This is a genomic window from Acinetobacter sp. IK40 (assembly GCF_035615075.1).
Taxonomy (GTDB): Bacteria; Pseudomonadota; Gammaproteobacteria; order Pseudomonadales; family Moraxellaceae; genus Acinetobacter; species Acinetobacter courvalinii.
This window is the reverse complement of sequence record NZ_JANBOE010000009.1, coordinates 81,422-107,004: the sequence shown is the minus strand read 5'-3', so window position 1 is coordinate 107,004 and position 25,583 is coordinate 81,422. Positions and strand designations below refer to the sequence as shown.

Here is a 25,583-nt window from a genome sequence, read left to right as displayed (position 1 = left end):
TTGTTAAGGTAGCTCTTTAGACTCGGAGATAAATTTCAGAGATTGGTTCTTAATGTTAAATTGATAAATAGTTATTACTTTATTAATGGTTTTTATTATCATTTGTTAATTATTCTTATATAATGTGATCAAATTTTTATCGGGGACTGATTACATGAAAAAGAATTTATTATTTTTATCTCTCATTGCATTACCGATGTTTGCCGTTGCTGAAGACAATACGGTTTTACCCACGATTGTCGTGAAGGCTGATTCACAAGCAACAGATGCAACAGGTAAGCTTAAAAAAGATGCCAGTTTAGGCATCCTTGGTGAGAAAGCTGTATTGGATACACCATTCAGTATCCAGTCCTATACCGAGCAGGCAATCAAGGATAAGCAGGCGGATTCGATCGCAGGTATTCTTAAAAATGATCCAAGTATTCGTACCACGACTAACAGTGGGCATTTAAACGAAAACTTTATGATTCGCGGCTTTGCGGTGACATGGGAAGATGCCAACATTAATGGTGCTTATGGTATGTCACCAAGTGGTCGTACACCGACTGATATTTTAAGTTCTGCCAGTGTATTGAAAGGTCCCAATGCGTTAATCGCAGGCATGGCACCAGGCGGGAGTATTGGTGGAGTCGTGATGGCAACAACCAAACGTGCGGATCGGGATCTGACCCAAGTCTCTGCGATGTACGAAGATGGTGGTTATTACAAATCAGGTTTTGATGTATCTCGCCGTTTTGGTGAAGACAACAAATTTGGTGCGCGTGTCAGTGCGACTTATGGACAAGGTGAACATATTGTTGACGGGCTGGAAGATGAAAATACGGCTGCGGTACTGGCACTCGACTATACGACCGATCAGGCCAAAATTAACTTTGATGCTTATTCGGTAAGAGATAAGCGTGATGGTGGTTCACCAGCAATGATCTCTTTTGCGACTTTAGGGCGTGTTTTACCCGCACCAGATGGAAAACTGAATTATTTCCCACATTTAGAAGGTATGCAAAGTGCTAATTATGTGGGCTTATCAGGAGAATATAAGCTACTACCGAATTTAAAAGTATTTGCTGGCGCTGGATTCAATGAGCGTGAATACCGTGGGCATTTATTTGGTACCCGTATGATTGTGGGTGACTATCCTATGAATCATCAGGGTATGGGCAATACCAGTCCATTGGTTGGCGCGAATGGTGATGCACTGGCACAATATTATCGTGTAGGCTCAAAAGAACATAACACCACCTTTAATGCAGGTTTGGAAGGTCAGATTTTTACCGGTGATATTTCTCATACGCTGGCCTTTCGCACTGATTACCTGAAACGTAAATATAGCCAGCATAAAGGTCGTGGCGCAAAAGAAGTTTATTTCCCGACCAATATCTATAATCCAAGTAGCGAAGGGCATATGCCTGATACATGGCCAGAAATTGTTCCGACAGCAGATGATGTTTATGTCAGCTATAGTCTGAGTGACCAGATTTCCATGCTAGATGACAAATTACAGTTTATTTTAGGTGTGCGTTATCAAGATATGAATTTAAAAGCGCTCACCACCAATACCAAATTGAAAGATGATAAGTTATCTCCAAGTGCTGCCATTGTTATCAAACCTTTTGGTGAAGAAACTTCATTCTATGCGAGTTATGTGGAAGGTCTGGTTCGAGGTGCAACGGTATCTAATGAGGCAGATGCAAATTACAATAAAACATTTGCTCCATTTGAAAGTAAGCAATATGAAATTGGTGCGAAATATCAAGGGGACCATTGGTTACATACTTTAGCGCTGTATCAAATTAAAAAACCGAGCACGATGACGGATACAGGCTATCGTGATCCGAACAATGCCAATATTAAGCAAATCACAACGGATGGTGCGAAGACTGAATCAAAAGGTGTTGAGTACGGTTTCTCTGGTAAAGTGACGGAAGACTTAATCGTTTACGGTAATCTGGCCTATATTGATACTGAATATAAGAAAGGACTTTTAACGGGCGGAGTCGATATATCTGGCAATACCATTGAGGGTACACCAGAGATTACCGCAGGCGTTGGTGTAGATTACACCTTGCCCTATGTGGAAGGTTTAAGCGTGAATGCATTTGTGACTTATGTGGATGACCAATATTTAACTGCGAACAATAATTTAAAATTACCTGATTATACCTTGGTTGATTTAGGTGCGAAGTACGCAACTAAACTGGGTGGAGTAAATACAACTTTCCGTGCCAATGTGGATAATGTCGCTGATAAGAAATATTGGGATGGTGTATTTACCAGTGGCTTTACTACAGTTGGCGCAGGCCGTACTTATAAACTCGGGGTGAGCTTCGATTTCTAAATTGAACGGTATAAAAAATGCTTCCAACTGGAAGCATTTTTTATTTTAAAAGTTAAACCTGAGCTTCGCAGAATTGCAAAAAGGCTTTTAAACCGGGACCCTGATATTTCTGACGATGTACCAGCATATACAGCGGACGGGTTAATTCCCAATAAGGGGTATCCAGAATCACCAACTGACCTTTTTCCTGAAGCGGTTCAATTGCCAGTTTGGAGATACAGGACATGCCTAAACCACCGGCGACAATTTTTAAAATTGCTTCGTTATGGCCCAGGGTTAAACGGATATTGGCATCGGGTAAATCTTGTAAAATGGCGTTATCAAATACTTCACGTGTGCCTGAACCTTCTTCACGCAAGATCCATTCTACTTCATGAAAATCTGCCGGGGTAATCGGGCGGTTGAGTTGTGCCAACGGATGCTCCGGCGCACAACACACGGCCAGTTCATCATTGCGCCAATGAATGCATTGCAGTTGCGGTAAATGGCAGGAACCTTCAATTAAGGCCAGATCAAGCTGGAACTGATTCACCGCTTCGATCATTTGACGGGTATTACCCACTTGCAATTGCAGATGCGCTTGTGGATGACGCTGTAAGAAGTCAGCCATTAAATCGGGCATTAAATAATCACTGATGGTGAGTGTCGCCCCGAGACGTAAATCAATGCTTTGCAACTCACCTTTGGCTGCCTGCTCAAAAGCATCGCAACGACCTAAAATTTCAAGGGCTTGAGGAAGTAGAAAGCGGCCTAAATCATTGAGTTGTAGGCGTTTCCCGAGACGGTCAAACAGTGGTGCACCCAGACCATCTTCTAAATCTGCTAAGGCCATACTTGCCGCACTTTGTGTGAGACGAACAGCATCACTCGCTTTGGTTACAGTTCCCTCTTGAGCGACCGCCACGAAAACAGCCAACTGGCGTAAAGTCATGCGCATGTTAAATAGCCTTAATGTTTTGAGTATCCATCATTTATTCGATCATGCTAACATGAGCCTACTGTTTCGTGCCACGTTCAAATCATGTCAATTGAAAAATTTAGCGTAGAAAAGGTTTTATCTGTACAGCGTTGGACTGACAATCTATTTAGTTTTACCATGACCCGTCCAGCCCATTTTAAATTTACTGCAGGGCAGTTTGCCCGAATCGGTTTAATGGTGGATGACGAACTGGTGGTCCGTGCTTATTCTGTGGTGTCTTCGCCCTTTGATGAAACGCTAGAATTCTTTTCGATTGTGGTCCCCGATGGCGCATTTACCTCTAATCTGCAACATCTGAAAGTGGGTGATGAGCTGTATCTGGAAAAGATCTCCTATGGTTATTTAACCCTTGCTCGTTATCAGCAACCTTTGCCACATGATTTATGGTTGTTGGGAACTGGGACGGGGCTAGCGCCGTTCTTATCGATGTTGCAAGATTTTGAAACATGGAATAAATATCAGCAGATCAATCTGGTTTATAGCGTTCGTACCGAATCTGAGTTGGCTTATGTCGAGCGTATTCAGGAGATTGCAGCACTCTTTGGTGAAGGGCATACCGGCTTTAAGTTTATTCCCATTATTACCCGTGATCCGAATGCAGCCTTACATGATCGCTTACCGGTTCTGATTGGCAATGGTGAACTGGAAAAAGCAGCAGGACTTTCTTTTAATCGAGACAGTAGTCATGTGATGTTATGTGGTAATCCGCAGATGGTGGAAGATACCAAGGAAGCCTTGAAGCAACGGGGTCTGATTATGAACCGCCGTGGTGAAGGCAATATTGCTGTGGAGAATTATTGGTAAGGTCAGGATTGAGTGATTCCAGCTTACTCAATAACAAGGAAAAACAATGGTATGCAAGAACAAAATAAAAAAAAGAGAATAGGCAAAGTACCTTATATGGCTTTTTTTGTCGGTCTGCTGTTGATGCTTGTGCTGTTCATTTATAGCTACACGACGGTTTATGCAGGAGGCTGGGGTGATTTAAGCCGGAATATCATGCTAGGGCTAACTTTATTGGCTTTTGCTGTGTATTGCTTATTCTTTTTTATTTGTTCGCTGTATCTTTGGGTGGTTTATCAGAAACAGCCCAACTTGGATTTGTCTCTCACAAATTGGGCTATGGGACTACATGGCTTGGCAGTGGGGTTGATATTATTGTTTTTTGCAGGCAGCTAAAGCCATAAGAGCATAAATTAAATACCCAATTAATGGACAAACATATCCATAAATTCACGGATTTCCTGAATTGCGGTGTCTACATCGGTGGTTAACCAGGTCGGTTCAAATAACCCGATATAGTGCTCCAGGCGTTCTTGGGGAACGACCAGACGGACTGGACAATCTTCTTCAAGCAAGCGCCAAGGTAAAATGGGTACTTCATTGTCGAGGAAAGGCTGTACATTACGAATATCAATGATCATGGCATTGATACAGTCAGGCAGGGGCATCACCGAAAACTCTTCTGTACGGCGACGAAAATATTCCAGATCTCCCCATTTCAGGATATAGCTTGGCTTATTAAATTCAATAATGCCAATCAAATGTTCATCGCGCGTGTGATGTAAAAAACATTGATGCGTAACATCAGTGTCCAAATCAAGAGAAACGCTTTGTTGGCTATAGGACATAAAGCAAAACATTTAAAAAACGGGACTGGATAGTATAGCTTATTTTTGTTGCCCGCTAAAGCCGACTATATTTTAAACAAAAAATAAAATAAAAAAAGTAGAGTTCTGCAACTGGCGCAACGATAGTCCGAAGCTTCTTCACACAATGCTACATAGGGGATTGCTAATATAAATATTGAAAAGTAATAAGGAAGAGGGCTGCTATCATGCATGATTTTAGTAAGCCACAACCCCATGTGGCGAGCAAAGAAGAAGTTACCAAAAAGAGAAGATTACCCGTTTATATTTTGATTCTAGTGGGAATCTTTCTGGTTGCATTACTTGTTTATATGGTTGCTGACCATTCGGCCAATCCAACTGCGCAAGTGATCTTGTCACAAATGCAGTCGGCAGTTCTGAATGCTTAGACAAGCATATTTTAAGACCGAGAATTAATTCTTCAAAAAGCTCATTGGTGTGAATCAATGAGCTTTTTTGCAATATTTTGCGCACTTTTTGTTGTATTAGTGCTGCCATTTATTGATTGGAAAATAGACAAAAATTATGGTGGAAGCATCCATAAATCATGTTCTTAGTTCATAGAGCAAGCATGGGTGGTTTAGACCAAAACTGAAAAACACAACATAAGGATAACAACATGAATGATTTTTTTAATGACCCCTCCAACCGTGGAGGATTTGACGCAATGTATTATTGGGATCAATTTCACCCTATTTTAGCTGCAATCGTGATCCTGCTGGTGGGCTGGGTTATCGCGTTGCTGATTGCTGCCGGCGTGAAAAAATTACTGCAAAAACTTGATACCAATCATAAATTGTCGTCTGCAACTGGCCGTACCCCAAATATTGAGAATCTTATTTCCAAGCTGGTGTTCTGGTTTATCATGATTCTGGCGGTCGTGGGTGCATTAAATGTTTTAAATATTAGTGGTGTAAGTGATCCATTCAGCAATATGGTCGGGCGTATTCTGGCCTTTATCCCGAATCTGTTTGCTGCAGTTGCAGTCGGCTTTATCGGCTGGATCGTTGCCCGTCTGGTACGTGCAGGCTTGACCAATGTTCTGGCAAGAACCCAACTGGATGAGAAACTTAGTGGCGAGGTGGGTGTCAGTTCACTGAGCAGCAATATTGCCGAAATTTTCTACTGGTTGGTTTTATTACTGTTCTTGCCGATTGTACTGTCAATTCTGGGTTTAACAGGTCTACTGATTCCTGTACAGAACATGGTCAATGAAGCAGTGGCTTATTTACCGAATCTGTTTATTACAGGTGTGATTATCTTTGTCGGATATATTCTTGCGAAGATTGTCCGTGGCATTGTGGAAGGTCTCAGTAATAGCTTCGGTTTACAGGCTCAGGCTGAAAAAGTCGGTCTATTTAAAAATTCAAATGTCTCGAAATTTTTAGGATCGTTTGTTTTTGCGGTCATTATTATTACCACTTTAATTGTGGCATTTGAAGCATTGGGTATTGAGGCGATTTCGCAACCGGCAACCTCGATGCTGAATGAAATCATGCATGCAATTCCACAAATTATTGCAGCAGGCCTGATTCTAATCGTGGCTTATATCGTTTCACGTTTTGTTGGACGCTTGGTGGCTGAACTGATTTCAGGTGCAGGCGTTGATGAAATCCCGTCGAAACTCGATCTACAGCGTTTTCTAGGTCAAACACGTGTTTCTGACATTGTCGGTTATCTGATCGTTTTCTTCACCATGCTGTTTGCGGTGTCAGAAGCGGCTGACCGTTTGGGTCTGGAACAGGTGAGTGTGCTGATTGCCATGTTCATCCAGTTCGGTGCAAGTATCCTGCTGGGTGCGGTAATTCTGGTGATTGGCTTCTGGCTGGCGAATGTTGTTGCCAATGTGGTTCAGCGCGGCGAATATAATAGCTCACGCTGGTTAGGTAATCTGGTCCGTGTCTTAATTATGGGCCTTGTGATTGCGATGGGCTTAAGAGCAATGGGTATTGCCGATTCTATCGTCAATCTGGCATTTGGTTTAACCCTGGGTGCAGTTGCTGTCGCATTTGCTCTGGCGTTCGGTTTAGGCGGTCGCCAGCCAGCAGAGCGTCTGTTAAGTGATTTATTAGACAAGGCAAAAACAGAAGGGAAGCAACCCAACCCATTGCACAAAGATGATGCTGGATCAAACAATGTTATGACTCCAACGCCAGTGTCTCCAGTTAATCCTGTGAGTCCAACACCTGCTTCATCGACTAATCCTGTGAGTCCGACACCTACCTCACCAACAACTCCAGTGAGCCCAACACCAGTGTCACCAAATACTCCGGATAACTCAACTCCACCGACTCCGCCTTATTCGGATGAGTCGTAAAAATAATCTTTGATTTTTTTTAGCAATTCGACCACTCTAAACAGGGTGGTCGTTTTGTTTTTTATGAGTAGGAAGGGCCTTCGGTTATAACCAGATTAGCAATATTAAGACATAAGCGTCTTAATATCGCCGAACGGGAAATGACCTAAATCCTGAATGATGTCGAAAGTATGGATGGGGCATTTGAGGTGGTCGAAGTAAAATTTGGCCTAAAAAGCAATTCATTTATAGAGCAAGTCGTCCTAGTCTCTCAATAAAAAGTCGATAGGAGAACAGAATGAAGAGGCCAAATCGTGTATTTGCACCAGTTATTATTGCAGGTATTACTGTCGGTTTTTTGGCGAGTGCCTACAAATTTGTGGTGGCGAAATCAAGCCCAAGCAAAGACAAGTCAATGCAAAAAACACAGAAAATGCCTTCGTCAGAAGCCGCTAATTCTTCAGATGAACAACATTAAGTATTAATTCATCTGAAAAAGCAGGTGGTTTGCGTCAAGACCCTATTTAAACGAATTGGGCTGCTGCCTGTGCAGATGACCATGCCCACTGGAAGTTATAACCACCCAAGTGTCCGGTCACATCCAGTACTTCGCCAATAAAATAGAGACCTTTTTGTTTTTTACTTTCCATGGTTTTGGATGAAACTTCGCTGGTGTCGACACCAGCCAATGTCACTTCTGCTGTGCGATAACCTTCGGTTCCAGAAGGTTTGACCGAGAAGGCATGGAGTTGTGCTGCAATCTGTTCCAGTTGCAGGTCGCTGATATTGCCAATCGCAGTTTCACTGTGTTCCGCCCAGATCAATTGCTGCAATTCCAGCACGATACTTTTGGCGGTAAATTCACTAAGTAGGGTCCGTAGCAGTACTTTGGGTTGAGATTTTTTCTTGTCCTTGAAAAACTCAGCAAAGTCCTGACTTGGGAATAAATCAATTTTAAAGCTTTCACCGACATGCCAGTAGTTGGAAAGTTGCAAGGAACTTGGGCCGCTAAGTCCGCGATGGGTAAACAGTAAGGCTTCGGTGAATTGATGACGTTCATTCATTAGCGTTGCATCCAGTGCATTACCACTTAGACGTGTCGTTACTTCTTTAAACTGGTCAGAAAAGGTAAACGGAACCAGACCTGCACGGGTCGGGTAAACATGATGCCCGAACTGCTGTGCCAGCTCATAACCAAAGCCTGAACCGCCTAAAGTTGGAATAGACAAGCCACCTGTGGCCACCACCAGTGATTCACACTGATAAGTCCCTTGACTGGTTTCAATGCTAAAACCTGACTCTGCTTGTGCCTTGACTTGCAGGACTTCGCAATGTGTCTGAATCTGTACACGCTTGGCTTTCGCACATTCTGCCAGTAACAGTTCCAGGATTTCTTTTGATCCTTTCAAGGTAAACAGCTGACCGTGCTTGCGCTCTTCATATTCAATCCCGTATTCGCATACCAGACCAATAAAATCCCAGTTGGTATAACGGGTCAGGGCAGAAATGACGAAATGTGGATTTTCAGAAAGATAGTTCGCAGGTTCGACCTCCAGATTGGTAAAGTTGCATTTACCGCCACCAGACATCAAAATCTTCTTACCGACTTTATTGGCTTTTTCCAGCACAGCAACCGAGCGCCCACGTTTGCCTGCTTCTGCAGCCAACATCAAGCCTGATGCCCCTGCACCTAAAACAACAACATCAACTTGATGAATCATGGGATAAATACTCAAGAGCGGAAAAGCGGGCAATTATAAAAGATTTATGCAGCTTTTAGTATGTTTTCAATTTTCCTTGTAACCCCCCTGTGTGAATCGCCAGAATACGGGTATGTTCTGGGAAATGCTGCCTCTGAATCAGGTCAAACAGACCCATCATCATTTTGGCGGTATAGACCTGTTCTAAAGGAATTCGGTATTGCTGTTCAAACTGTTGCATAAAGTGCAGGAGTGCTGGATTGGTTTTGGCATAGCCACCACAACAATAGGCATCAGTTAAAGACCAGTTCTGTTTATTGGTCCATTGTTGAATGTCTTGTTTCAAAAAATCCCCTTTTAAGGCAGAAAAGCCCAGCACATGCTGTCGATCGGAACTGCTTTCAATCAGCCCGGCAATGGTTCCACCGGTGCCGACTGCACAGCAAATCACGTCATAATTTTCGCGGTCATCTTCAGTTAAGATTTCCTGTGTTCCTTTTAGCGCCAGTGCATTGCTGCCTCCTTCAGGAATAATCAATGCTTGCGGATAGCGCTGTTGTAATTGCTGTAAATACGCGGCTTCATGGCGCAGCCGATATTCGGCCCGACTCACAAAATGCAGCTGCATACCCATATCTTGTGCAGTTTGTAGGGTAGGGTTTAAGGATTGCAAAGCCAGCTCTTCACCCCGAATCATGCCAATACTTTGCAAACCGAAGTGCTGGGCAGCATAAGCGGTTGCTGCAATGTGGTTGGAGAATGCACCGCCAAAGGTCAGTACTTGTGTCAGACCTTGTTGCTGTGCGGCAAGCAGGTTGTATTTGAGCTTAAAAAACTTATTGCCTGAAATGTAGGGATGAATCTGGTCCAGACGCTTAATGGTCAGTTGGACCGTACCGGGAAGCGCTAATGTTTGATAGGGAGTAGGAAAAGCAATGTGATCAAACATTTTCGAACAAGAGCAATAAATTTGACCACATTGTAAATGGATTTGATTGAGAATGTCAGTATCGTTTAGGAACTGGTATCTACCGAAGTAATCACCGACATCCCGGGACGTAAATTTTCTATGCCTTGCTGATTCGGATCTACGGTGATCCGCACCGCAATACGTTGTACCACCTTGGTGAAATTACCGGTTGCATTGTCCGGTTTTAGTACACTAAATTCTGAGCCAGCCGCAGGCGAGATCTGTTCGACTTGTCCGGTGAATTTTTGATGATTCAGGGCGTCTACCGTGAAAGAAGCTTTTTGACCAATTTTCATATTGGCGATTTGGGTTTCCTTAAAGTTGGCAATCACCCAGGTTTGTTGCGGAATTAAATACAGCAATTGTGTACCCGCAGCAACGTACTGGCCCACGCGTGGATTGACTTCGCCCAGTTGACCATCCAGCGGTGCCACAATGGTACTGTAATCCTTGGTGGTATTGGCCTGATCCAGTTGTGCCTGTGCACTATTGACCTGAGCCTTTAAACCGGCTTGGGCCACTTGCGCTGTTTTTAAGGCTTCTTGCGCGACCTTAATGTTGGCTTGGGCCTGTTTCAGCAAGGCAAGATTATTTTGTGCATCGGCTGCTGCTTTATCCTGCTCTGATTTTGATGCCGCACCACTATCGCCAAGTTGTTGGTAGCGTTTGAGTTGCGCGATGGATAAATCGTATTGTGCCTTGACCTGATCCATTTTGGCCTGCGCCGCAGCCACATCAGCCTGACGCTGGGCAATGGCCTGTGTCTGATTGGCCAGACTATTTTGTGCCTGCTCTACACCAGAGACAGCTTGAGTCACTTTCTGGTCATAGGTGGTTGCATCAATATGCATGAGTACCTGACCCTGTTTGACGTGATCAAAGTCCTTGACCAGCACATCCTTGATGTAACCATTAATCTGTGAGGAAAGAATGGTGGTTTTACCTTTCACATAGCTGTTGTCGGTCTGTTCAATCGCCGTGTGGAATGGCCCGATTCGCCATGCCCATAAAATAATAGTGATCCCGACAATAAGCACCAGCAGCATCCACCATAAGGTTGAACGCTTGGTCTTGATCAGCTTACTGGTCGGCGGTGGAGGCGGCGGTGGCATTTGAGCCACCGCTTCTGGCGCCTTTTCAGCTGGAACCGTCTGGTTTTGCCCGTTGTTCTGAGCGTTGGTGTTTTCTGGTTTATCTTGTTCAGACATAGTGTTTTCTCAATCAAATACCATCAGGGTTAACTGGCTGCTTGCAGATTTTTTCGGGTCATGTACTTGTTACGCACATATTTAAATAAGCCCCATAGCAGTAAAACCACAGCAAAAATGCCATTTAAGACAATCACATCGTTATAGGCGCGAACCTGTGCTTCGCGGGTTACCACTTTGTTCAGGTTTTGCAAGGCCTGATTATTTTGCAGGACCGGATCATTGGTACTCGCCATGGCACTGCGCTGATAAGCCTGTAAGCGTTGGGCCACCAATGGATCGGTCGGGTCAAGATTGCTGTTGATCTCGACTTTATAATCATAGGTATGGTGTTGCTGGTAGGTATTAAAGAATGATGAACCGACCAGACCACCAAAGTTTTGCGTCGCTGAGAACAGGACAATAAAGGTCACCACATATTGCGGCCCCCGTTGCAAGGTCCGCATAAAGCCCATCAGCAACAGTGGCCCAATAAACACACCACCGGCAAAGCTCACTAAAAACTGACTACGATAGAAATTGGCCGGGCGTACATCACTGGTCAGGTGATAATCCAGTGCACAGGCAATCAGAATCAGGATTTCAGCAAGGAATAAATTTAAAATTAATCGTTCACGGTGGAAGGTCAGGGCACTAAAAACCGAACCGGCAATGGTTCCGCAAAAGATCACCACATATAACGGCACGAACTGGTCTGGCCCCATGCCCATGGTCTTCAGGAAATTCACGGCCGCATAACTTTGCTCTGACATCAGCAGGCGTAATGCAAACGCACTGACCACAAAACTGAGTAAATCACCCGCCGCCAGCCAACGGGTCATGATTAGCGGATTGGTCCGGTAATGTTCGTAGGTGAGACCCAACACAATCAGACAGAAGCCAACGATCAGGGTATAAGCCAGCCACGGACTATCGAACCACCATAGAATTGGTCCTTGGGTGAGGACAATACACAGACAGGCAAAGCCGGGTGCCAACAGCGCAAAGGTAAAGAAGTCCTGCTTCTCGAACACTTCCAGACGCAAGCTGCGTGGCAATTTGAGCGATACCACCATGGCAAAACAGCAAATGGCCAGACCCAGCTCAAAGGTATAAATCACATCCCACTGGTTTGCGCTGAGGAGGAACGGTGAAATAATCCAGGCCAATGGCAATCCCAATTGCTGAAAGCCAAAAGCCAGATAAATACCTTTGGCCATATCGGCCTTGCCAAAGGCCTGCATGGTGTAATACATGCCGAGCGAGCTGAGGGGAGCTGCGGCCAGACCGGCAATGAAACGGACAAAGAGCGCCATTTCATAGGTTTTGACAAAGATGTGCAGAATCAGTACGCCAATAAAAACCAGTAACCCGATTTCTGAAAACAAGCGTAAGCCATATTGCTGACGGGCCTTAAACAGGATCAGGTTTGAACTGACATTAGCCATGACATAGGCCGCAGGGAGCCAGGCCGCTTGTGAAGCGGTTAATCCATATTCCCCCTGAAAAATCGGTAAATTGGCAACAATGAAGCCATTACTGAGACTGGCAGCAATACAGATCAGCAGGCCAATAACAAAGTAGGCGAAACGTTTCGGGCGAGCATGTGCAATCGCTGCAGGCGAGCCAGGTAAGGTTGGACGCTCGTCTGCAGACCAATCCGGAGGAGTCTCTAGATAGCGAGGGTTTTTATCCATATTCTTCCTCGAACTACACTTTAATGCCGTTTAATAATAATTCTATTGCGCGTTTCGCCAGCCGTAGCTGGTCGCTCGCCTGATGTCCCTGAAAGGAGGACCCCAAAATCGCGGTGATCATACCAAAATCCTGAGGGGTAAGATCAGCACGACATAACTGGTGTTGGATCGCCTGATCAATCAGCGGTTGTAATGCTTTATCCCGTCGTTCATAAATGTTTAGCATGATTGGGTCTTGACGATCAATGATGCGCCAGTAATCAATCAGCACCACCAGCTGTGGAATCTGTTCGATATGACCTTCGATTAAACGGATAAAGCCATCATTAAAGACCCGTAATTCTTTGGCCTTCTGCTCCAGACGAGTGATGGCCCGTTCCAGCAAAGCTGCAATCAAGGCTTTACGATCAGCAAAATTACGATAAAAAGTTGCCCGTCCCACACCGGCATGATCAATGATGGCCTGTAAAGGCACATGAACCCCTTGCTTGCGGAAAATTTCCTCTGCGGCGTTGAGGAGTTCATCACGATTGTGAGCCGCCAATTGCTGACGTTTTGCCATGACCAAGACTCGTGGAAGATATAATGTGAATTAAACGGACATTTTTGTCCGAAGTAAATATGTAGCGAAAATTTATTTTGTTTATTTTCGGTAAAATCCATCGTAGAAGATATTTTTCCAAGTGCATACAGTGTTAAAAAATAAAGTGAAATGAATCATGAATAAAAAATACAATCAGGTGAAGCATGCAAGGATTTGTACAGGGTTTTGCGAGAGGGATAAAACATCGTCCTTACCTGTCCGCAACTTTTAGTCTGGGGTTGCTGATCTATGCGGCATTGCACTTTTTTACCGACTGGAAATGGGCCACCTGTTTACAGTTAGGCTGGAATATTGCTATTTGGCTGTATTTGTTTCTGACCCTGAAAATGATGTGGCATCTAGATGCAACACACATTTTAAAACGTGCCCGGCAACAGGATGAAGGCAAGTGGGTGATCCTCACAGTGGTATTGATTGCGATTGTGGTCTGTTTTATTTCAATTGTGGTACAGCTCAGTCATGTGCCGAAAGATTTTCCTATTTTAAAAAGCGCCCTGATTCTACTGACCATCGGCACCATATTTTCAACCTGGTTATTGCTGCATACTTTATTTGCGATTCACTATGCCCATGACTATTATCTGGCCAAAAGTCGACATGAAGAAGCAGGACTGGACTTTCCTAAAACAGATCAACCCGACTATCTGGATTTTATTTATTTCAGCTACATCATTGGTACCTCGGCTCAGACAGCAGATGTGTCGATTACCAGTTCTGCACTCAGACACTTAAATATCTTTCATTGTGTACTGGCCTTTATCTTTAATACCGTGATTCTGGCGGTTGCGATCAATGTCGCGGCGAGTTTAATCGGATTAAATTAATAACTTATTTTTATCAATAAAATTAAAATTGATCATTTTTATTTTTGATTTTAGCTGTCTATTGTAAAGAGAATCAGACACAGCAAGGATAAGAATATGACCACCCAGCATCAAGTCAATCAACAGCAATATCAGGATAAATCTCAGGCCTATTTAACCAGTAGCGTGCATGCGCAGGGGATTGAATTTCAGAAAATGCAGCAGTTGATACAGTCACATCAATTTAAAACAGTACTGGATTTGGGCTGTGGCGGTGGGCATGTCAGTTATCAGGTTGCGCCGTTTGTAGATCAGGTGACTGCCTACGACTTAACACCATCGATGGTCGAACTGGTGGCTCAGCAGGCCCAGCAAAAGGGCTTTGATCATGTCATGGCCGTACAAGGGGCTGCCGAGGCACTGCCTTTTGCCGATCAAAGTTTTGATTGCATCATTAGCCGTTATTCAGCGCATCACTGGCAGAACGTGGCACAGGCGATGGCGGAAATTAGCCGTGTATTGGCGCCACAAGGCAAGGTGATTATGGTGGATATTTTAGGGCATTCGAATCCCGTCATGGATACCTTCTTTCAGATGATTGAAAGTATTCGCGATCCAAGTCATGTGCGCAATTATAGTTTGCAAGAATGGATGCACTTTGCTGAATGCGCAGGATTTCGAATCGAATGTGTTGAAAAACAGTATTTAGAGTTAGAGTTTCAGAGCTGGACAGAACGGATGCAAACGCCTGATTATGCAGTCCAGACCATACGGGATTTGCAGCACAAAGTTTCCGATCAGACACGCCAATATTATCAGATTCAGGCCGATGGCTCATTTCGTAGTGAAGTGATGTATCTGGTCTTGAGTCGGGCTTAAGTTTTATTTAAAAAGAATAGGCTCAAAAATATTATGTTCAAGCGTGAAAAATAAGAGGACAACTCAAAATTTATCTATCACCTTGATCCAGTTTTTAAGTAAAATCATTGCTTGAAAATTATTCTAATCTAGAGGTTATCTTGGAATCGTTATTGATTTTAGGCTCAATTGCGTTGGCCTTAATGTTAGGGGCGATTAGCCCGGGCCCTACATTTATTTATGTGGCGAAGAATTCAATTGCGATTTCACGTAAACATGGCCTATTTACCGCTTTAGGTACAGGCACGGGGGCAGCCTTGTTTGGTTTGCTGGCAGTCATGGGCTTACAGGCAATTTTATTGGCTGTGCCTTCTGCCTATATCGCTTTAAAAGTATTTGGCGGCCTGTATTTACTTTGGCTGGCGTATAAAATTATCAAGCATGCCAAAGAGCCAATGGAAGCAGTCAATGGTACTGTGAATCAGATGAGCTATGCACAAGCCTTTCGTTTAGGGCTGATTACCCAGCTCAGTAACCCGAAAATTGCCATTATCTTGGCCAGTATTTTCACGGCCTTATTACCGAAAGATATCCCAAGCTACTACTATGTGGTGTTACCGATGTTGTGCTTCTTTATTGACGCAGGTTGGTATTCGCTGGTGGCGGTTGCCTTGTCAGCAGAAGGGCCACGCAAAGTCTATTTAAAATCCAAATCCGTGTTTGACCGTATCGCAGGCGGTGTGATGACGCTGTTGGGATTAAAACTGATTTTTGGCATGAAATAATGCCATAGAAAAAGCGACCACAAAGGTCGCTTTTTTTATTGCCTAGAATCAGCGTATTCAGCTTAATCTTTAAAATGCACCGGCATCCATTGATAGCTCTTCCCATCAGCAGAATAAATATGTCCAATCCCCGGGAAGGGTAAATGTGGGGCGGCAATGGTTTGTCCATTCTTGGCGAAATCAGCAAACTGTTTTAAACGGGTTGCCACTGCTTTTTTCGGATCAATATCGTATTCAATAGCAGTTTTAGGTTGATCAAATTGCACGGTATGTGAATGCACAATATCGCCAATAAAGACCACGCTTTCGCCTTTGCTTTTGAGTTCATAACTAAAGTGGCCTGGAGTATGTCCCGCCGTGTTAATGACTTTAAAGCCCTGAATATCATCACCGAGTTTATAAGTTTTAAAGCGTTGCTTGGCTTGATAAGGTGCAATCGCCTGTTTAATTTGCTTCACCGTTGCTTCATAACCCGCTTGTTTGTCTTTTGGAAGCTTGGCTGCCTGTTTGGGATCTAACCAGTAACTGGCTTCATCATTCGAGACATACACGGTTGCATTGGGAAAGTTAGCAACGCCATCTTTACTAATGCCGCAAACATGGTCAGGGTGTAAATGTGTCAATAAAATAGTATCAACCTGTTCAGGTTTATAACCCGAAGCAACCAGATTTTTCAGGATTGAACCTAAATGTGGGCCAAAACAACTGGCTGCACCGCTATCGACAAGTACCAGTGATTTTCCTGTATTGACGAGGAAAGCATTGATGGAGGTTTGCACTCCTTTGTCTTGGTCTGCGTAGTGCTTTTTCAGAATTTGTTGGACTTGTTGCGGTGAAATATCTTTAAACAGGCTTGGTGACATAAAGTTAGTGCCATCGAGCAGGGCAGTGATTTGCACATCGCCTACTTGGTGTTGATAGAAGCCTGCTACCTGTTTTTGTGGTTCAATGACTGGCAGCGTTTTGCTAGTTTCTGCATGGCTGAGTAGCGGGAAGTATGAACTTAATAAAGCCAAAGCAACTATTCTTTTCATTTATAAATATTCTCAAATTTAATTGAATTGTCTACTTTTTAGCACGGATATCTATTCTTTAAAAGGGAATAATCATTATCGAAAAAATACTATAATCTCCGATTGCTTTATTGTTTGTAGTTACGCTTGGGCTGGAAGAAAGGTACAGCCTGTATTTAGTTTGAGAGAATTTATTTGATTAAAAGTATTAACTATTATCTTGATTTTTTCCATTCAATAACGGCACAAATAGTCGTAATTGGCAGGATTAAAACAAATTGTAGATATAAAAAAGTCAGCAACCATTCGTGAGAAAATTGTGAAAGTAGTAATAAAAGAGGTGCCCATAATAAACTAGTAAAACAACCGTAAGCGATGGCTTGGTATAGATTTGCATTTACTAACTTATCTTTGAATATATGTAAAAATAACTCACCTGTAATATAGGCAGGAATGTAGCCAACAACATATCCGACTGCGATCGCAATTAACATTAAGCAAAGCATAGGAATAACTATACTGGGTGTGATTAGACTTTGTAAAAAACGGATTGGATGGTCTAGATAAATCAAGATATGGAAACTGATTACAATGATAAATGTTCCAATAGTTGAACCATAACGTGTAAATGTGGTTGTTTCTGAGTTGTTTTTATTCATTTTGAGCTTTATTTGATTTAATTAAAAATAATATAAAAGGGCTTCCGAAGAAGCCCTTGATATTTTATAAATTAAGACACTTTATCGCCTGGTTTAGCGCCAGATTCAGGAGAAATTACCCAAACACCTTCGCCATTACCTGCGGCAAGTACCATACCGTTAGAAATACCAAAACGCATCTTACGCGGTGCAAGGTTAGCCACCATCACCACCAATTTGTCTTTTAGGTCTTCTGGCTGATAAAATTCACGAATACCACTAAACACATTACGCGGTTCAGCTTCACCGACATCCAAAGTCAATTGCAGCAATTTATCAGAACCCTCAACAGTTGCAGCTTCTAATACTTTTGCTACACGAAGATCAATTTTCATGAAATCTTCAATACCAATGATGTCAGCTTCACCTACTTTTGGCTCAGGCTTCTTCTCGGCTTTCTTTTCTTTTTTCTTCTCTGCTTTTGGCGCTTCTGCCGCCGCAGCCAAAGAATCTTTAGATGCATCCACCATGGCAGCAACCGCTTTGGCATCAACACGCTGCATCAATGGTTGGAATTGAGCAATTTCATGACCAAGCAAGATCTGCTGACGTGATGCAAAGTCGAAGCTTTCAAGTTGTAAGAAGGCTTGAACTTGTGCAGCAAGCGTTGGCAATACAGGAGCCAAGTAAATCGCAAGTTGACGGAACAGGTTAATCCCCACCGAACACACGTCATGAACTTGTTGTTCCTGACCTTCTTGCTTGGCAAGTGCCCACGGCTTTTTCTCATCAATATACTGATTGGCACGGTCAGCCAACGCCATGATTTCACGGATTGCTGCTGAGAATTCACGTGCTTCATAGGCTTGTGCGATTGAATCGCCTGCATTAATAAAGCTTTGCACCAGTTCAGATTCTGCACATGTATTCGACAAGGTATTATTAAAGTTGCTGTTAATGAATTTTGCACAACGACTGGCAATATTCACCACTTTACCCACAAGGTCAGAATTCACCTTCTGAACGAAGTCATCCAGGTTCAAATCTGAATCTTCAACTTTGTCAGACAGCTTAGATGCAAAGTAATAACGTAAATATTCAGGATTCAAGTGCTGTAAATAAGTTTCAGCTTTGATGAATGTACCGCGAGACTTCGACATCTTCTGACCATTCACGGTTAAGAACCCATTTACGAATAAACCTGATGGAGTGCGGTAATTGGCTCCTTCAAGCATTGCCGGCCAGAACAGGGCATGGAAGTAAACAATGTCTTTACCGATGAAGTGATAAACTTCTTTATCGCTGTCTTTTTTCCAGAAATCATCGAAGCTGAGATCTGGACGTTTAGTTTTGATGTAGTTTTCAAAACTCGACATATAACCAATCGGTGCATCGACCCAAACGTAGAAATATTTGTTTGGCGCATCTGGAATTTCAAAACCGAAATAAGGCGCATCACGCGAAATATCCCAATCCGATAAACCTGCTTCAAACCATTCGTCTAATTTATTGGCAATTGAAACTGGCAGACGACCTTGGTCACGGGTCCATTTCTGTAAGTATTCTGAAAAATTCGGAAGTTTAAAGAAGTAGTGATCTGATGATTTCTCAACAGGGGTTGCACCACTTAAGGTTGAGCGCGGGTTTTCCAGTTCAGTGGCATTATAGGTTGTACCGCACACTTCACAGGCATCGCCGTATTGATCTTCGGCTTTACATTTCGGGCATGTGCCTTTAATGAAACGGTCAGACAGGAACATGCCTTTTTCAGGGTCGAATAACTGGGTAACAGGACGAATTGCAATATTGCCTGCTTCACGGTTTTTAATATAAATCTCTTCTGAACGCGCTTTGTTTTCATCACTGTTGGTTGAATCATAGTGATCGAAATGTACGCCAAAACCATCAAAGTCACGGATATGTTCTTTCTGAACATTGGCAATTTGCTGTTCCGGGCTAATGCCATTGGCTTCAGCACGCAGCATGATCGCGGTACCGTGAGCATCATCCGCACATACATAAGTCACATCATGGCCCATTGCACGCATCGCACGAACCCAAATATCTGCTTGGATATAACCGAGTAAGTGACCCATATGGATAGGACCATTGGCATAAGGTAGGGCATTGGTGACTAAAATTTTACGCACGGATATTGTTCTCTCATTCGTATTTGCAAGGCAGATGATTTTACATGACTTGCCCCCGACTTGCACAAGGGATTCAGTGAAATCTTTTCAAGCTAGGTTCGGAGGCAATTTTGACGGCTTTATACAGGCTTCATTTGCCCTAGAATTAACGATATAACTTCTGGATGGGCTTTGCTTTTTCTCTCTATGATCTTGTTCTATAGGTCATCTAAATTGAACTAATATTTAGCATTTATGATGTTATTTGAAGATGATTATCTCAATCTATCTTATAATAAATTTTACATGCTTGCTTTGTCAGGTATTTGTGTAAGTGATTAATATTTATATTAAATAAAAAGAGAAATAGATGAAAAATTATCATGGCGAGCAGACTTCTTTTGTCTGGTGGTGTATCCGTTCAGTGATTTCGGGCACAGTTGCAACGCTCAGTATCGTGTTTTTTGTTTGGGGATTTTTGATTTATGAACAGGATTTTTCACCTCAAGAACTTTCTAATGGGGTTCTTAGAGGTGTTGCTGCAATCATCATGTTCACGCCAGTTTTAATTGGTTGGCATAGCTTTCTTTATTTTATTAGTTATTATTTTTTACGACATCCAAAAAAGTTAATCGACATATCTCAGTTGCTAAAAGGCGTTGGATTTTTACTAGGAGGGTATGTCATTAGTTTTATTGTTGTATGGGGGCTTCCAGATTTTAATTTAGAGTTATTTATGACGTCTATTTTCTTATTTATGGTTATATTATTACCATTGATATTAGGATTTATAATTGCAAATATATTTAAAAATTAGAGAACCAAAATCTGAGATTTTTACTTTAAAAAGCATAGAGTATGCATCCCGAAGGATTACATACTTTGCATTTGCTTGACTGTGATGCTGTGCTTGGAGTTCTTTCTTAACGAAATGACTTTTCCTTTAGACAGGAAATGGATGAAATAGCTTTTTAAGCCGTCCGTTTTCGGATCAAGGGTAATCTCAGCAAACATCGGCGTTTGCCAAAGCTCATCACTGCCCAATGTGCCTAACCATGCCTGTGCTTTTAACACCACAGTAAATTGATCTTTGATTTCAAGGTCAGTAATGCTCAGTTCGCTGCACCAATGTTCCGTTTTAGGAAACTCGGCTTTCGAAAATTTCCAGCAAATGGTCAGCGCCAAACTGCTTTCAACCGGCGCTTTATCATCACTGATGTGATCAATAACCGGAATTAACTGTTCAGCCAAATCCTTTTCAAAAGACAGAATCATGTTTTGGATTCTTCTTTTACTTGAAACAATGTACTTCAAGCGTTTTTCTTGGGCCTGAAGTTCCTGTTGAATTTCTAGAAGTTCATTTTCATTCATATAGGCAATTTTGACGACAAGGTCTATGATTGAGATATTTTCAGCAGTATATCCGATCTATCTCCTTATATTGTTAATAGTTTTTAATACATATTTATTGGTTCTAAAAATGATCGAAACAGTCAGATTACGTCTCAGACAATGGCGAGCAGAGGATAATGAAGCCTTTGCGGCCATGAGTAGCAATCCTCAAGTAATGCAGTATTTTCCAAACCTGCTGACACGGGCAGAAAGTGATGCCTTGATTGAGCGCATGAAATCAATTATTGACACGCAAGGCTGGGGGTTCTGGGCGGTTGAGTTAAAACATAACCAGCAATTTATTGGCTTTACCGGGTTGCATAATCAACCGACACAATTCTCCTTTTCGCCTTGTGTGGAAATTGGATGGCGACTTGATCAGGCTTATTGGGGACAGGGTTATGCGCCTGAAGCTGCCCAAGCTGCGCTTGCATTTGCTTTTGAGAAGTTAAAGCTGGATAAAGTGGTGGCCTTTACCACGTTGGACAATGCGAAATCGCAAAGAGTCATGCATAAATTAAACATGAATAAAGTTGGTGAATTTCAGCATCCCGCTATAGCCAAAGATCATCCACTCAGTTGGCACGTGCTCTACGAGATATTACACAAGGATTTTGTTCGCTAGGCAGGATGTTATTCATTTATATGCTTTTTATATCTGATAATAAAATAATTTATTGTTCGGCAATAATTTGAATCTTCCTGTATTTCATTTGTTTCAATTTGCAGCGCCCAGCAAAAAATAGCGTTAAACGCGGTATAACTAAGATTGCTCCAAACAATATGTTTTTTACCTATAGTGAGGAAATACCATGACAAATGAAAAACTTGATGAATTAAAAAACCAAGCCGCTGAATTGGGCGATGACTTAAAACACAAAGCAAAAGAAACTCAGCTACAAGGTGAAAAGGCAATTGATGACTTAAAACATTCTGCCGCAGAACTGAAGTTAAAAGGCGAAAAAGCCGTCGATGATCTAAAGAAAGATGTTTCTGAAAAAAATGCTGAAGGTAAAGAAGCGGCTTCGAGCAAAGTGGATGATATCAAAGCAAAACTGGAAGATACCCAGCATGCGGTTCAAGACAAATTTGACCACTTGAAAGAAGAAGCCAGCCATAAACTGGATGATGCCAAATCCAAAGCCGCTGAATTGAAAGATGAAGCTGCAGCAAAATTTGATGATCTTAAAGCTCAGGCCAGTCACAAGCTGGATGATTTAAAGAAAGCGGCAACGGATACTATCAATAAATTCAAAGGTTAATATGTTTAATCTGCGAATAGGATGAAAGACTTCCCCAAACATATCCACGCGATGTTTGGGGATTTTTTTATTTAAAGGGATTTAAAAATATCTGGGCGACATGAGATCGATTATCCAGTCTAGCGTTGTTCGATCTAAGCTTTTTCTAACAAAAATGTGTATTGTTGGGCAGAGAAATCTAAAGCAGAAAAGTTGCTATAAAAAATGAGCAATTATCTGCTTTGAGAGGAGCGTCAATTGTTCAATACTGCTAAACTAAGCAAACTCAATGCTATGTTGATCTGTTTTTGGAGTAAACAAAATGTCGTGGCTTTCTTCCTTAAAATCTGTTTTTTCACCAGCGCAAGAAGTGAAGGAAGACGAGATTCAAACAGTTCTACAAAGTTATGTGTTACCGCATTCAGAAAATGCGCTCAAAGATCGGATTAGTCAGGTCAATGTACAAGGCCGCATTCTACAGCTGACCATCAATACCTTTCCCCAAGAAAAAGATCACTTGCAACAGATTCATGACGAACTTGCAGAAGCATTGGAAAAATGTGGCATTCAGGAATTAAACCTACATATTATTCAGCAAAAACATGCGGCGCATGGTGAGGCAGGTCATAGCTGCTCATCCAAACCAAAAGCAGAAAATAGCAATCTACCGCCAGTGATGGATGCCGCACCTCAAGCAGAAGCAGATCCCAATAATCCGCCGATTCAAAAAGCTGCACCGCAACAGCGTGATGTTGCTGCTCATCCCCGTATTCAAAATGTGATTCTGGTATCGTCGGGTAAAGGTGGTGTGGGTAAATCAACTACTACAGTAAACCTTGCATTGGCTTTACAGCAGCTCGGCTTAAAAGTTGGGGTGCTGGATGCTGATATTTATGGCCCAAGTATTCCAACCATGTTGGGCAATGCCGGCAAAACCCCACTGATTGAAAATGAACACTTTGTACCTTTAGATGCCTATGGCATGGCCGTACTGTCGATTGGTCATTTAATCGGTGAGCACAATACGCCTGTGGCATGGCGTGGACCAAAAGCTACCGGTGCATTGATGCAGTTATTTAACCAGACTTTATGGCCTGATCTGGATGTACTGGTCATTGATATGCCACCGGGAACTGGCGATATTCAATTGACCTTGGCACAACGTATTCCGGTCACGGGTGCGGTGATTGTCACCACCCCACAAAATGTGGCGTTAATGGATGCGACCAAAGGCATTGAGCTATTCAATAAAGTGAATATTCCTGTGTTGGGTGTGATTGAAAATATGTCGACCCATATTTGCTCGAATTGCGGACATGAAGAGCAGATTTTTGGTACAGGCGGTGGCGATCAGTTGTCAACGCAATACCAGATTCCATTACTGGGACGCTTACCTTTAGATGCGAAAATCCGTGAGCATGCCGATCAGGGCACACCAAGTGTAATCGCGAAGGATGCCGCTGCCGAAAGCTATCTCAATATTGCACAAGCCGTGTTGCAACACATGGATAAGCTGCCGAAGCGTCAGAAAGACGATAAACGAATTTTCTAAGCCCACCGAAAACCCAACACGCAAATGTTGGGTTTTTGCTTTCTAATCGAAATCAAATTTTGATCTAGACCATTCCATAACTCACTTTTAAAAACAAAGTAGGTACGTAACTTGCTTTGTATAGACTTTCTTTTTTAAGACAGGTGAATGATGCAATTCAAATCTTTTATCGGTATTGCCACGCTATGTACGACGCTTTTTTTAGCTGCATGTAATGGTGATAGCAACTCAAATTCGACTCAACCGCAAGAACAAGCGAAACTCCAGCCGATCGTGATTCAGGGGGCATTACCTGTCGAGTCGGAAAAAATGGCTGCCCAGTTAGAGAATGCGACTGTAGAAATGATTGGGGAATGGAAGTTCTGGAAGGGTACCTATAAAGGTTATCCTGTGGTGATTTCTAAAACCCGGATGGGCATGAGTAATTCTGCTGCTGCCACTGCACTTGCAATTCAACATTATCAACCGATTGCAATTATCAATCAGGGCACAGCCGGAGGGCATGATCCAGATCTACATGTCTTTGATATTGTGTTAGGTAAATACACCACCAATATCGGTGCGTTTAAAACACCCAATAAACCCCTTGGTGGTGGTTCAAATGCTTTAGAGTGGAATGAAGCTTTTGATGTCTTACCCGATGATGAGTCTGATCCTGAGCCAATTGCAATCCGTAAATTTGAAGGTGACAAAGAACTCTTGCTTGCTGCTTACAAGGCAAAACCAAATTACACCAAAGGACAAGTGGTGGAAGGTACGATTGGTTCGGCAGATACCTGGAATAACGAGCTTGATCGCATCAAGCAGTTCCATACGGTTTATGGGACTTCGGTAGAAGAGATGGAAGCAGCTTCAGTGGCCCAGATTGCTCATCAATTCAATGTGCCATTCTTGGGGATCCGTGTATTATCCAATAACATTACCAATAATGGTGCCTATGACCCTGCCGCAGGTGAAGCATGTCAGGAATATGCACTCGATGTGGCAGAACAATATATGAAGGCCAAAGCCGCAGCGAAATAAGTATTCTTGTTAAGAAGAAATCATTTAGATGGTTTCTTCTTTTCTCTCTTTCTCACGATTTTTCCAGCTCCGAATCACACTCCAACGCCAGAGTAAGTGTGTCGCCGCATAAAATAAAACCGCAAATAAAATCGCTTCAATCATCAGCCCTGAAACCAGAATTTTGGCAAGGCTAAAATCAATATGTCCATGCCCAAAATTTTTGATCCAGTTTAGAATCTGATGCAGAACACCAAGCAACATGTCTTTATTGATCATATTGACGTGATAAATCTTGCTACCGAACCAGAACCCTAAATAAAGAATCGGCACAACCGTAAAGGGATTGGTTAACCATGCCATGCATAATCCAATCGGCAAGTTCACTTCAAACAGTAGCACGGTCAGGATAATAAACACACTATGAAACGGAACCGGTAAAATACCCCAGAAGGTGCCAATAAACATGGCTTTTGCAATAGAACGGCGATTTACATACCAAAGCAGTGGATTTAAGGTGCGTTCACCAAAAATCTTCATAAATTTTAGTCGAGCGACTTTTTCCGAAGAAGGTAGCCACTTATGAAAAAATTGCTTAGGCATAAATCATGTGGAGCGAATAAGAGATAGGAGGGGAAACAGCTTATAAAATAACATTAATTACTTAGCAAAAACTTAAAATCATGTCTCCATTTATCTGGGGGTAGCGGGGGCACTTATCAAGCCATCTCCAGAATTTGAATCTTAAATACT

General features: G+C 42.6%; 26 protein-coding genes. 14 read left to right on the top strand and 12 right to left on the bottom strand.

Going from position 1 to position 25,583, the window contains the following annotated elements; all coding sequences use genetic code 11:
• The first annotated feature begins 154 nt into the window (after window positions 1–154).
• Entirely contained in the window at window positions 155–2,335 is a 2,181-nt protein-coding gene (locus MSG93_RS15820; RefSeq protein ID WP_324622465.1) for a TonB-dependent receptor, read from the top strand.
• Window positions 2,336–2,387: 52 nt separating this feature from the next.
• Here the strand turns inward: MSG93_RS15820 and gigC are convergent, their stop codons facing one another.
• Window positions 2,388–3,272, bottom strand: coding sequence for a LysR family transcriptional regulator GigC (gene gigC / locus MSG93_RS15815; RefSeq protein ID WP_005228933.1), 885 nt, complete (start codon window positions 3,270–3,272; stop codon window positions 2,388–2,390).
• Between the two features lie 84 nt (window positions 3,273–3,356).
• On the opposite strand from gigC, the gene MSG93_RS15810 reads away from it, so the two are divergent.
• Window positions 3,357–4,118, top strand: coding sequence for a ferredoxin--NADP reductase (locus MSG93_RS15810; protein ID WP_324622464.1), 762 nt, complete (start codon window positions 3,357–3,359; stop codon window positions 4,116–4,118).
• A 51-nt stretch (window positions 4,119–4,169) separates the two neighbouring features.
• On the top strand, window positions 4,170–4,493 hold the full coding sequence (locus MSG93_RS15805; RefSeq protein WP_324622463.1) for a hypothetical protein: 324 nt from the start codon (window positions 4,170–4,172) through the stop codon (window positions 4,491–4,493).
• 29 nt (window positions 4,494–4,522) lie between these two features.
• Here MSG93_RS15805 and MSG93_RS15800 read toward each other — a convergent pair whose 3' ends face one another.
• On the bottom strand, window positions 4,523–4,945 hold the full coding sequence (locus MSG93_RS15800; RefSeq protein WP_004770789.1) for a hypothetical protein: 423 nt from the start codon (window positions 4,943–4,945) through the stop codon (window positions 4,523–4,525).
• A 206-nt stretch (window positions 4,946–5,151) separates the two neighbouring features.
• Here MSG93_RS15800 and MSG93_RS15795 point away from each other — a divergent pair, with 206 nt between their 5' ends.
• The 3 genes from MSG93_RS15795 (at window position 5,152) to MSG93_RS15785 (ending at window position 7,737) form a co-directional block, all read left to right on the top strand.
• Entirely contained in the window at window positions 5,152–5,352 is a 201-nt protein-coding gene (locus MSG93_RS15795; RefSeq protein WP_005228936.1) for a hypothetical protein, read from the top strand.
• A 230-nt stretch (window positions 5,353–5,582) separates the two neighbouring features.
• The gene (locus MSG93_RS15790) at window positions 5,583–7,280 is read left to right on the top strand and encodes a mechanosensitive ion channel (RefSeq protein ID WP_324622462.1); all 1,698 of its coding nucleotides are present in this window, start codon (window positions 5,583–5,585) and stop codon (window positions 7,278–7,280) included.
• Between the two features lie 277 nt (window positions 7,281–7,557).
• A complete protein-coding gene (locus tag MSG93_RS15785) occupies window positions 7,558–7,737 on the top strand; it encodes a hypothetical protein (RefSeq protein WP_005228938.1) in 180 nt (59 codons plus the stop codon).
• Window positions 7,738–7,783: 46 nt separating this feature from the next.
• On the opposite strand, the gene MSG93_RS15780 is transcribed toward MSG93_RS15785, so the two are convergent.
• The 5 genes from MSG93_RS15780 to MSG93_RS15760 all read right to left on the bottom strand — a co-directional run bounded on the left by MSG93_RS15780 (window position 7,784) and on the right by MSG93_RS15760 (window position 13,375).
• Window positions 7,784–8,980: an NAD(P)/FAD-dependent oxidoreductase gene (locus tag MSG93_RS15780; RefSeq protein WP_324622461.1), complete on the bottom strand. Its 1,197-nt coding sequence runs from the start codon at window positions 8,978–8,980 to the stop codon at window positions 7,784–7,786.
• A gap of 55 nt (window positions 8,981–9,035) precedes the next feature.
• Entirely contained in the window at window positions 9,036–9,908 is an 873-nt protein-coding gene (locus MSG93_RS15775; protein WP_324622460.1) for a 1-aminocyclopropane-1-carboxylate deaminase/D-cysteine desulfhydrase, read from the bottom strand.
• Window positions 9,909–9,973: 65 nt separating this feature from the next.
• Window positions 9,974–11,041 carry an HlyD family secretion protein gene (locus MSG93_RS15770; protein WP_420714320.1) on the bottom strand — a complete coding sequence of 356 codons (1,068 nt, stop codon included), beginning with the start codon at window positions 11,039–11,041 and terminating at the stop codon, window positions 9,974–9,976.
• 125 nt (window positions 11,042–11,166) lie between these two features.
• Window positions 11,167–12,813: an MFS transporter gene (locus tag MSG93_RS15765; RefSeq protein WP_199949666.1), complete on the bottom strand. Its 1,647-nt coding sequence runs from the start codon at window positions 12,811–12,813 to the stop codon at window positions 11,167–11,169.
• 13 nt (window positions 12,814–12,826) lie between these two features.
• Window positions 12,827–13,375: a TetR/AcrR family transcriptional regulator gene (locus MSG93_RS15760; RefSeq protein WP_005228943.1), complete on the bottom strand. Its 549-nt coding sequence runs from the start codon at window positions 13,373–13,375 to the stop codon at window positions 12,827–12,829.
• A gap of 185 nt (window positions 13,376–13,560) precedes the next feature.
• Between MSG93_RS15760 and MSG93_RS15755 the strand changes: the two genes are divergently transcribed.
• The 3 genes from MSG93_RS15755 (at window position 13,561) to MSG93_RS15745 (ending at window position 15,863) form a co-directional block, all read left to right on the top strand.
• Window positions 13,561–14,241, top strand: a complete 681-nt coding sequence (locus MSG93_RS15755; protein WP_005283696.1) for a DUF1345 domain-containing protein — start codon at window positions 13,561–13,563, stop codon at window positions 14,239–14,241.
• A gap of 96 nt (window positions 14,242–14,337) precedes the next feature.
• On the top strand, window positions 14,338–15,099 hold the full coding sequence (locus tag MSG93_RS15750) for a class I SAM-dependent methyltransferase (RefSeq protein ID WP_324622458.1): 762 nt from the start codon (window positions 14,338–14,340) through the stop codon (window positions 15,097–15,099).
• 140 nt (window positions 15,100–15,239) lie between these two features.
• On the top strand, window positions 15,240–15,863 hold the full coding sequence (locus MSG93_RS15745) for a LysE family translocator (RefSeq protein ID WP_005228946.1): 624 nt from the start codon (window positions 15,240–15,242) through the stop codon (window positions 15,861–15,863).
• Between the two features lie 62 nt (window positions 15,864–15,925).
• On the opposite strand, the gene MSG93_RS15740 is transcribed toward MSG93_RS15745, so the two are convergent.
• From MSG93_RS15740 to metG, 3 genes are all read right to left on the bottom strand, one after another.
• Window positions 15,926–16,897 (bottom strand): MBL fold metallo-hydrolase, encoded by a 972-nt coding sequence (locus MSG93_RS15740; RefSeq protein ID WP_324622456.1) that lies wholly within the window; start codon window positions 16,895–16,897, stop codon window positions 15,926–15,928.
• A 194-nt stretch (window positions 16,898–17,091) separates the two neighbouring features.
• Entirely contained in the window at window positions 17,092–17,535 is a 444-nt protein-coding gene (locus MSG93_RS15735; RefSeq protein ID WP_324622455.1) for a hypothetical protein, read from the bottom strand.
• A gap of 71 nt (window positions 17,536–17,606) precedes the next feature.
• Entirely contained in the window at window positions 17,607–19,664 is a 2,058-nt protein-coding gene (gene metG / locus MSG93_RS15730) for a methionine--tRNA ligase (protein WP_324622454.1), read from the bottom strand.
• Window positions 19,665–20,013: 349 nt separating this feature from the next.
• Here metG and MSG93_RS15725 point away from each other — a divergent pair, with 349 nt between their 5' ends.
• The gene (locus MSG93_RS15725; protein ID WP_324622453.1) at window positions 20,014–20,460 is read left to right on the top strand and encodes a hypothetical protein; all 447 of its coding nucleotides are present in this window, start codon (window positions 20,014–20,016) and stop codon (window positions 20,458–20,460) included.
• 56 nt (window positions 20,461–20,516) lie between these two features.
• Here the strand turns inward: MSG93_RS15725 and MSG93_RS15720 are convergent, their stop codons facing one another.
• Window positions 20,517–21,014 carry a hypothetical protein gene (locus MSG93_RS15720; RefSeq protein ID WP_005283714.1) on the bottom strand — a complete coding sequence of 166 codons (498 nt, stop codon included), beginning with the start codon at window positions 21,012–21,014 and terminating at the stop codon, window positions 20,517–20,519.
• Window positions 21,015–21,123: 109 nt separating this feature from the next.
• Here MSG93_RS15720 and MSG93_RS15715 point away from each other — a divergent pair, with 109 nt between their 5' ends.
• The 4 genes from MSG93_RS15715 to MSG93_RS15700 all read left to right on the top strand — a co-directional run bounded on the left by MSG93_RS15715 (window position 21,124) and on the right by MSG93_RS15700 (window position 24,851).
• The gene (locus MSG93_RS15715) at window positions 21,124–21,660 is read left to right on the top strand and encodes a GNAT family N-acetyltransferase (protein WP_324622452.1); all 537 of its coding nucleotides are present in this window, start codon (window positions 21,124–21,126) and stop codon (window positions 21,658–21,660) included.
• 187 nt (window positions 21,661–21,847) lie between these two features.
• On the top strand, window positions 21,848–22,297 hold the full coding sequence (locus MSG93_RS15710) for a hypothetical protein (RefSeq protein ID WP_324622451.1): 450 nt from the start codon (window positions 21,848–21,850) through the stop codon (window positions 22,295–22,297).
• A 301-nt stretch (window positions 22,298–22,598) separates the two neighbouring features.
• Window positions 22,599–23,828, top strand: coding sequence for an iron-sulfur cluster carrier protein ApbC (gene apbC / locus MSG93_RS15705; protein WP_324622450.1), 1,230 nt, complete (start codon window positions 22,599–22,601; stop codon window positions 23,826–23,828).
• 147 nt (window positions 23,829–23,975) lie between these two features.
• Window positions 23,976–24,851, top strand: a complete 876-nt coding sequence (locus MSG93_RS15700) for a 5'-methylthioadenosine/S-adenosylhomocysteine nucleosidase (RefSeq protein ID WP_324622449.1) — start codon at window positions 23,976–23,978, stop codon at window positions 24,849–24,851.
• Window positions 24,852–24,875: 24 nt separating this feature from the next.
• On the opposite strand, the gene MSG93_RS15695 is transcribed toward MSG93_RS15700, so the two are convergent.
• Complete coding sequence (locus MSG93_RS15695) at window positions 24,876–25,433, bottom strand: DUF2062 domain-containing protein (RefSeq protein ID WP_005283725.1); 558 nt, start codon at window positions 25,431–25,433, stop codon at window positions 24,876–24,878.
• Window positions 25,434–25,583: the final 150 nt, after the last annotated feature.

Excerpts from the sequence above, each read along its gene's own strand:
- MSG93_RS15820 (WP_324622465.1), top strand. The coding sequence starts at position 155 with ATGAAAAAGAATTTATTATTTTTATCTCTCATTGCATTACCGATGTTT.
- gigC (WP_005228933.1), bottom strand. The coding sequence starts at position 3,272 with ATGCGCATGACTTTACGCCAGTTGGCTGTTTTCGTGGCGGTCGCTCAA.
- MSG93_RS15810 (WP_324622464.1), top strand. The coding sequence starts at position 3,357 with ATGTCAATTGAAAAATTTAGCGTAGAAAAGGTTTTATCTGTACAGCGT.
- MSG93_RS15805 (WP_324622463.1), top strand. The coding sequence starts at position 4,170 with ATGCAAGAACAAAATAAAAAAAAGAGAATAGGCAAAGTACCTTATATG.
- MSG93_RS15800 (WP_004770789.1), bottom strand. The coding sequence starts at position 4,945 with ATGTCCTATAGCCAACAAAGCGTTTCTCTTGATTTGGACACTGATGTT.
- MSG93_RS15795 (WP_005228936.1), top strand. The coding sequence starts at position 5,152 with ATGCATGATTTTAGTAAGCCACAACCCCATGTGGCGAGCAAAGAAGAA.
- MSG93_RS15790 (WP_324622462.1), top strand. The coding sequence starts at position 5,583 with ATGAATGATTTTTTTAATGACCCCTCCAACCGTGGAGGATTTGACGCA.
- MSG93_RS15785 (WP_005228938.1), top strand. The coding sequence starts at position 7,558 with ATGAAGAGGCCAAATCGTGTATTTGCACCAGTTATTATTGCAGGTATT.
- MSG93_RS15780 (WP_324622461.1), bottom strand. The coding sequence starts at position 8,980 with ATGATTCATCAAGTTGATGTTGTTGTTTTAGGTGCAGGGGCATCAGGC.
- MSG93_RS15775 (WP_324622460.1), bottom strand. The coding sequence starts at position 9,908 with ATGTTTGATCACATTGCTTTTCCTACTCCCTATCAAACATTAGCGCTT.
- MSG93_RS15770 (WP_420714320.1), bottom strand. The coding sequence starts at position 11,041 with ATGCCACCGCCGCCTCCACCGCCGACCAGTAAGCTGATCAAGACCAAG.
- MSG93_RS15765 (WP_199949666.1), bottom strand. The coding sequence starts at position 12,813 with ATGGATAAAAACCCTCGCTATCTAGAGACTCCTCCGGATTGGTCTGCA.
- MSG93_RS15760 (WP_005228943.1), bottom strand. The coding sequence starts at position 13,375 with ATGGCAAAACGTCAGCAATTGGCGGCTCACAATCGTGATGAACTCCTC.
- MSG93_RS15755 (WP_005283696.1), top strand. The coding sequence starts at position 13,561 with ATGCAAGGATTTGTACAGGGTTTTGCGAGAGGGATAAAACATCGTCCT.
- MSG93_RS15750 (WP_324622458.1), top strand. The coding sequence starts at position 14,338 with ATGACCACCCAGCATCAAGTCAATCAACAGCAATATCAGGATAAATCT.
- MSG93_RS15740 (WP_324622456.1), bottom strand. The coding sequence starts at position 16,897 with ATGAAAAGAATAGTTGCTTTGGCTTTATTAAGTTCATACTTCCCGCTA.
- MSG93_RS15735 (WP_324622455.1), bottom strand. The coding sequence starts at position 17,535 with ATGAATAAAAACAACTCAGAAACAACCACATTTACACGTTATGGTTCA.
- MSG93_RS15725 (WP_324622453.1), top strand. The coding sequence starts at position 20,014 with ATGAAAAATTATCATGGCGAGCAGACTTCTTTTGTCTGGTGGTGTATC.
- MSG93_RS15720 (WP_005283714.1), bottom strand. The coding sequence starts at position 21,014 with ATGAATGAAAATGAACTTCTAGAAATTCAACAGGAACTTCAGGCCCAA.
- MSG93_RS15715 (WP_324622452.1), top strand. The coding sequence starts at position 21,124 with ATGATCGAAACAGTCAGATTACGTCTCAGACAATGGCGAGCAGAGGAT.
- MSG93_RS15710 (WP_324622451.1), top strand. The coding sequence starts at position 21,848 with ATGACAAATGAAAAACTTGATGAATTAAAAAACCAAGCCGCTGAATTG.
- apbC (WP_324622450.1), top strand. The coding sequence starts at position 22,599 with ATGTCGTGGCTTTCTTCCTTAAAATCTGTTTTTTCACCAGCGCAAGAA.
- MSG93_RS15700 (WP_324622449.1), top strand. The coding sequence starts at position 23,976 with ATGATGCAATTCAAATCTTTTATCGGTATTGCCACGCTATGTACGACG.
- MSG93_RS15695 (WP_005283725.1), bottom strand. The coding sequence starts at position 25,433 with ATGCCTAAGCAATTTTTTCATAAGTGGCTACCTTCTTCGGAAAAAGTC.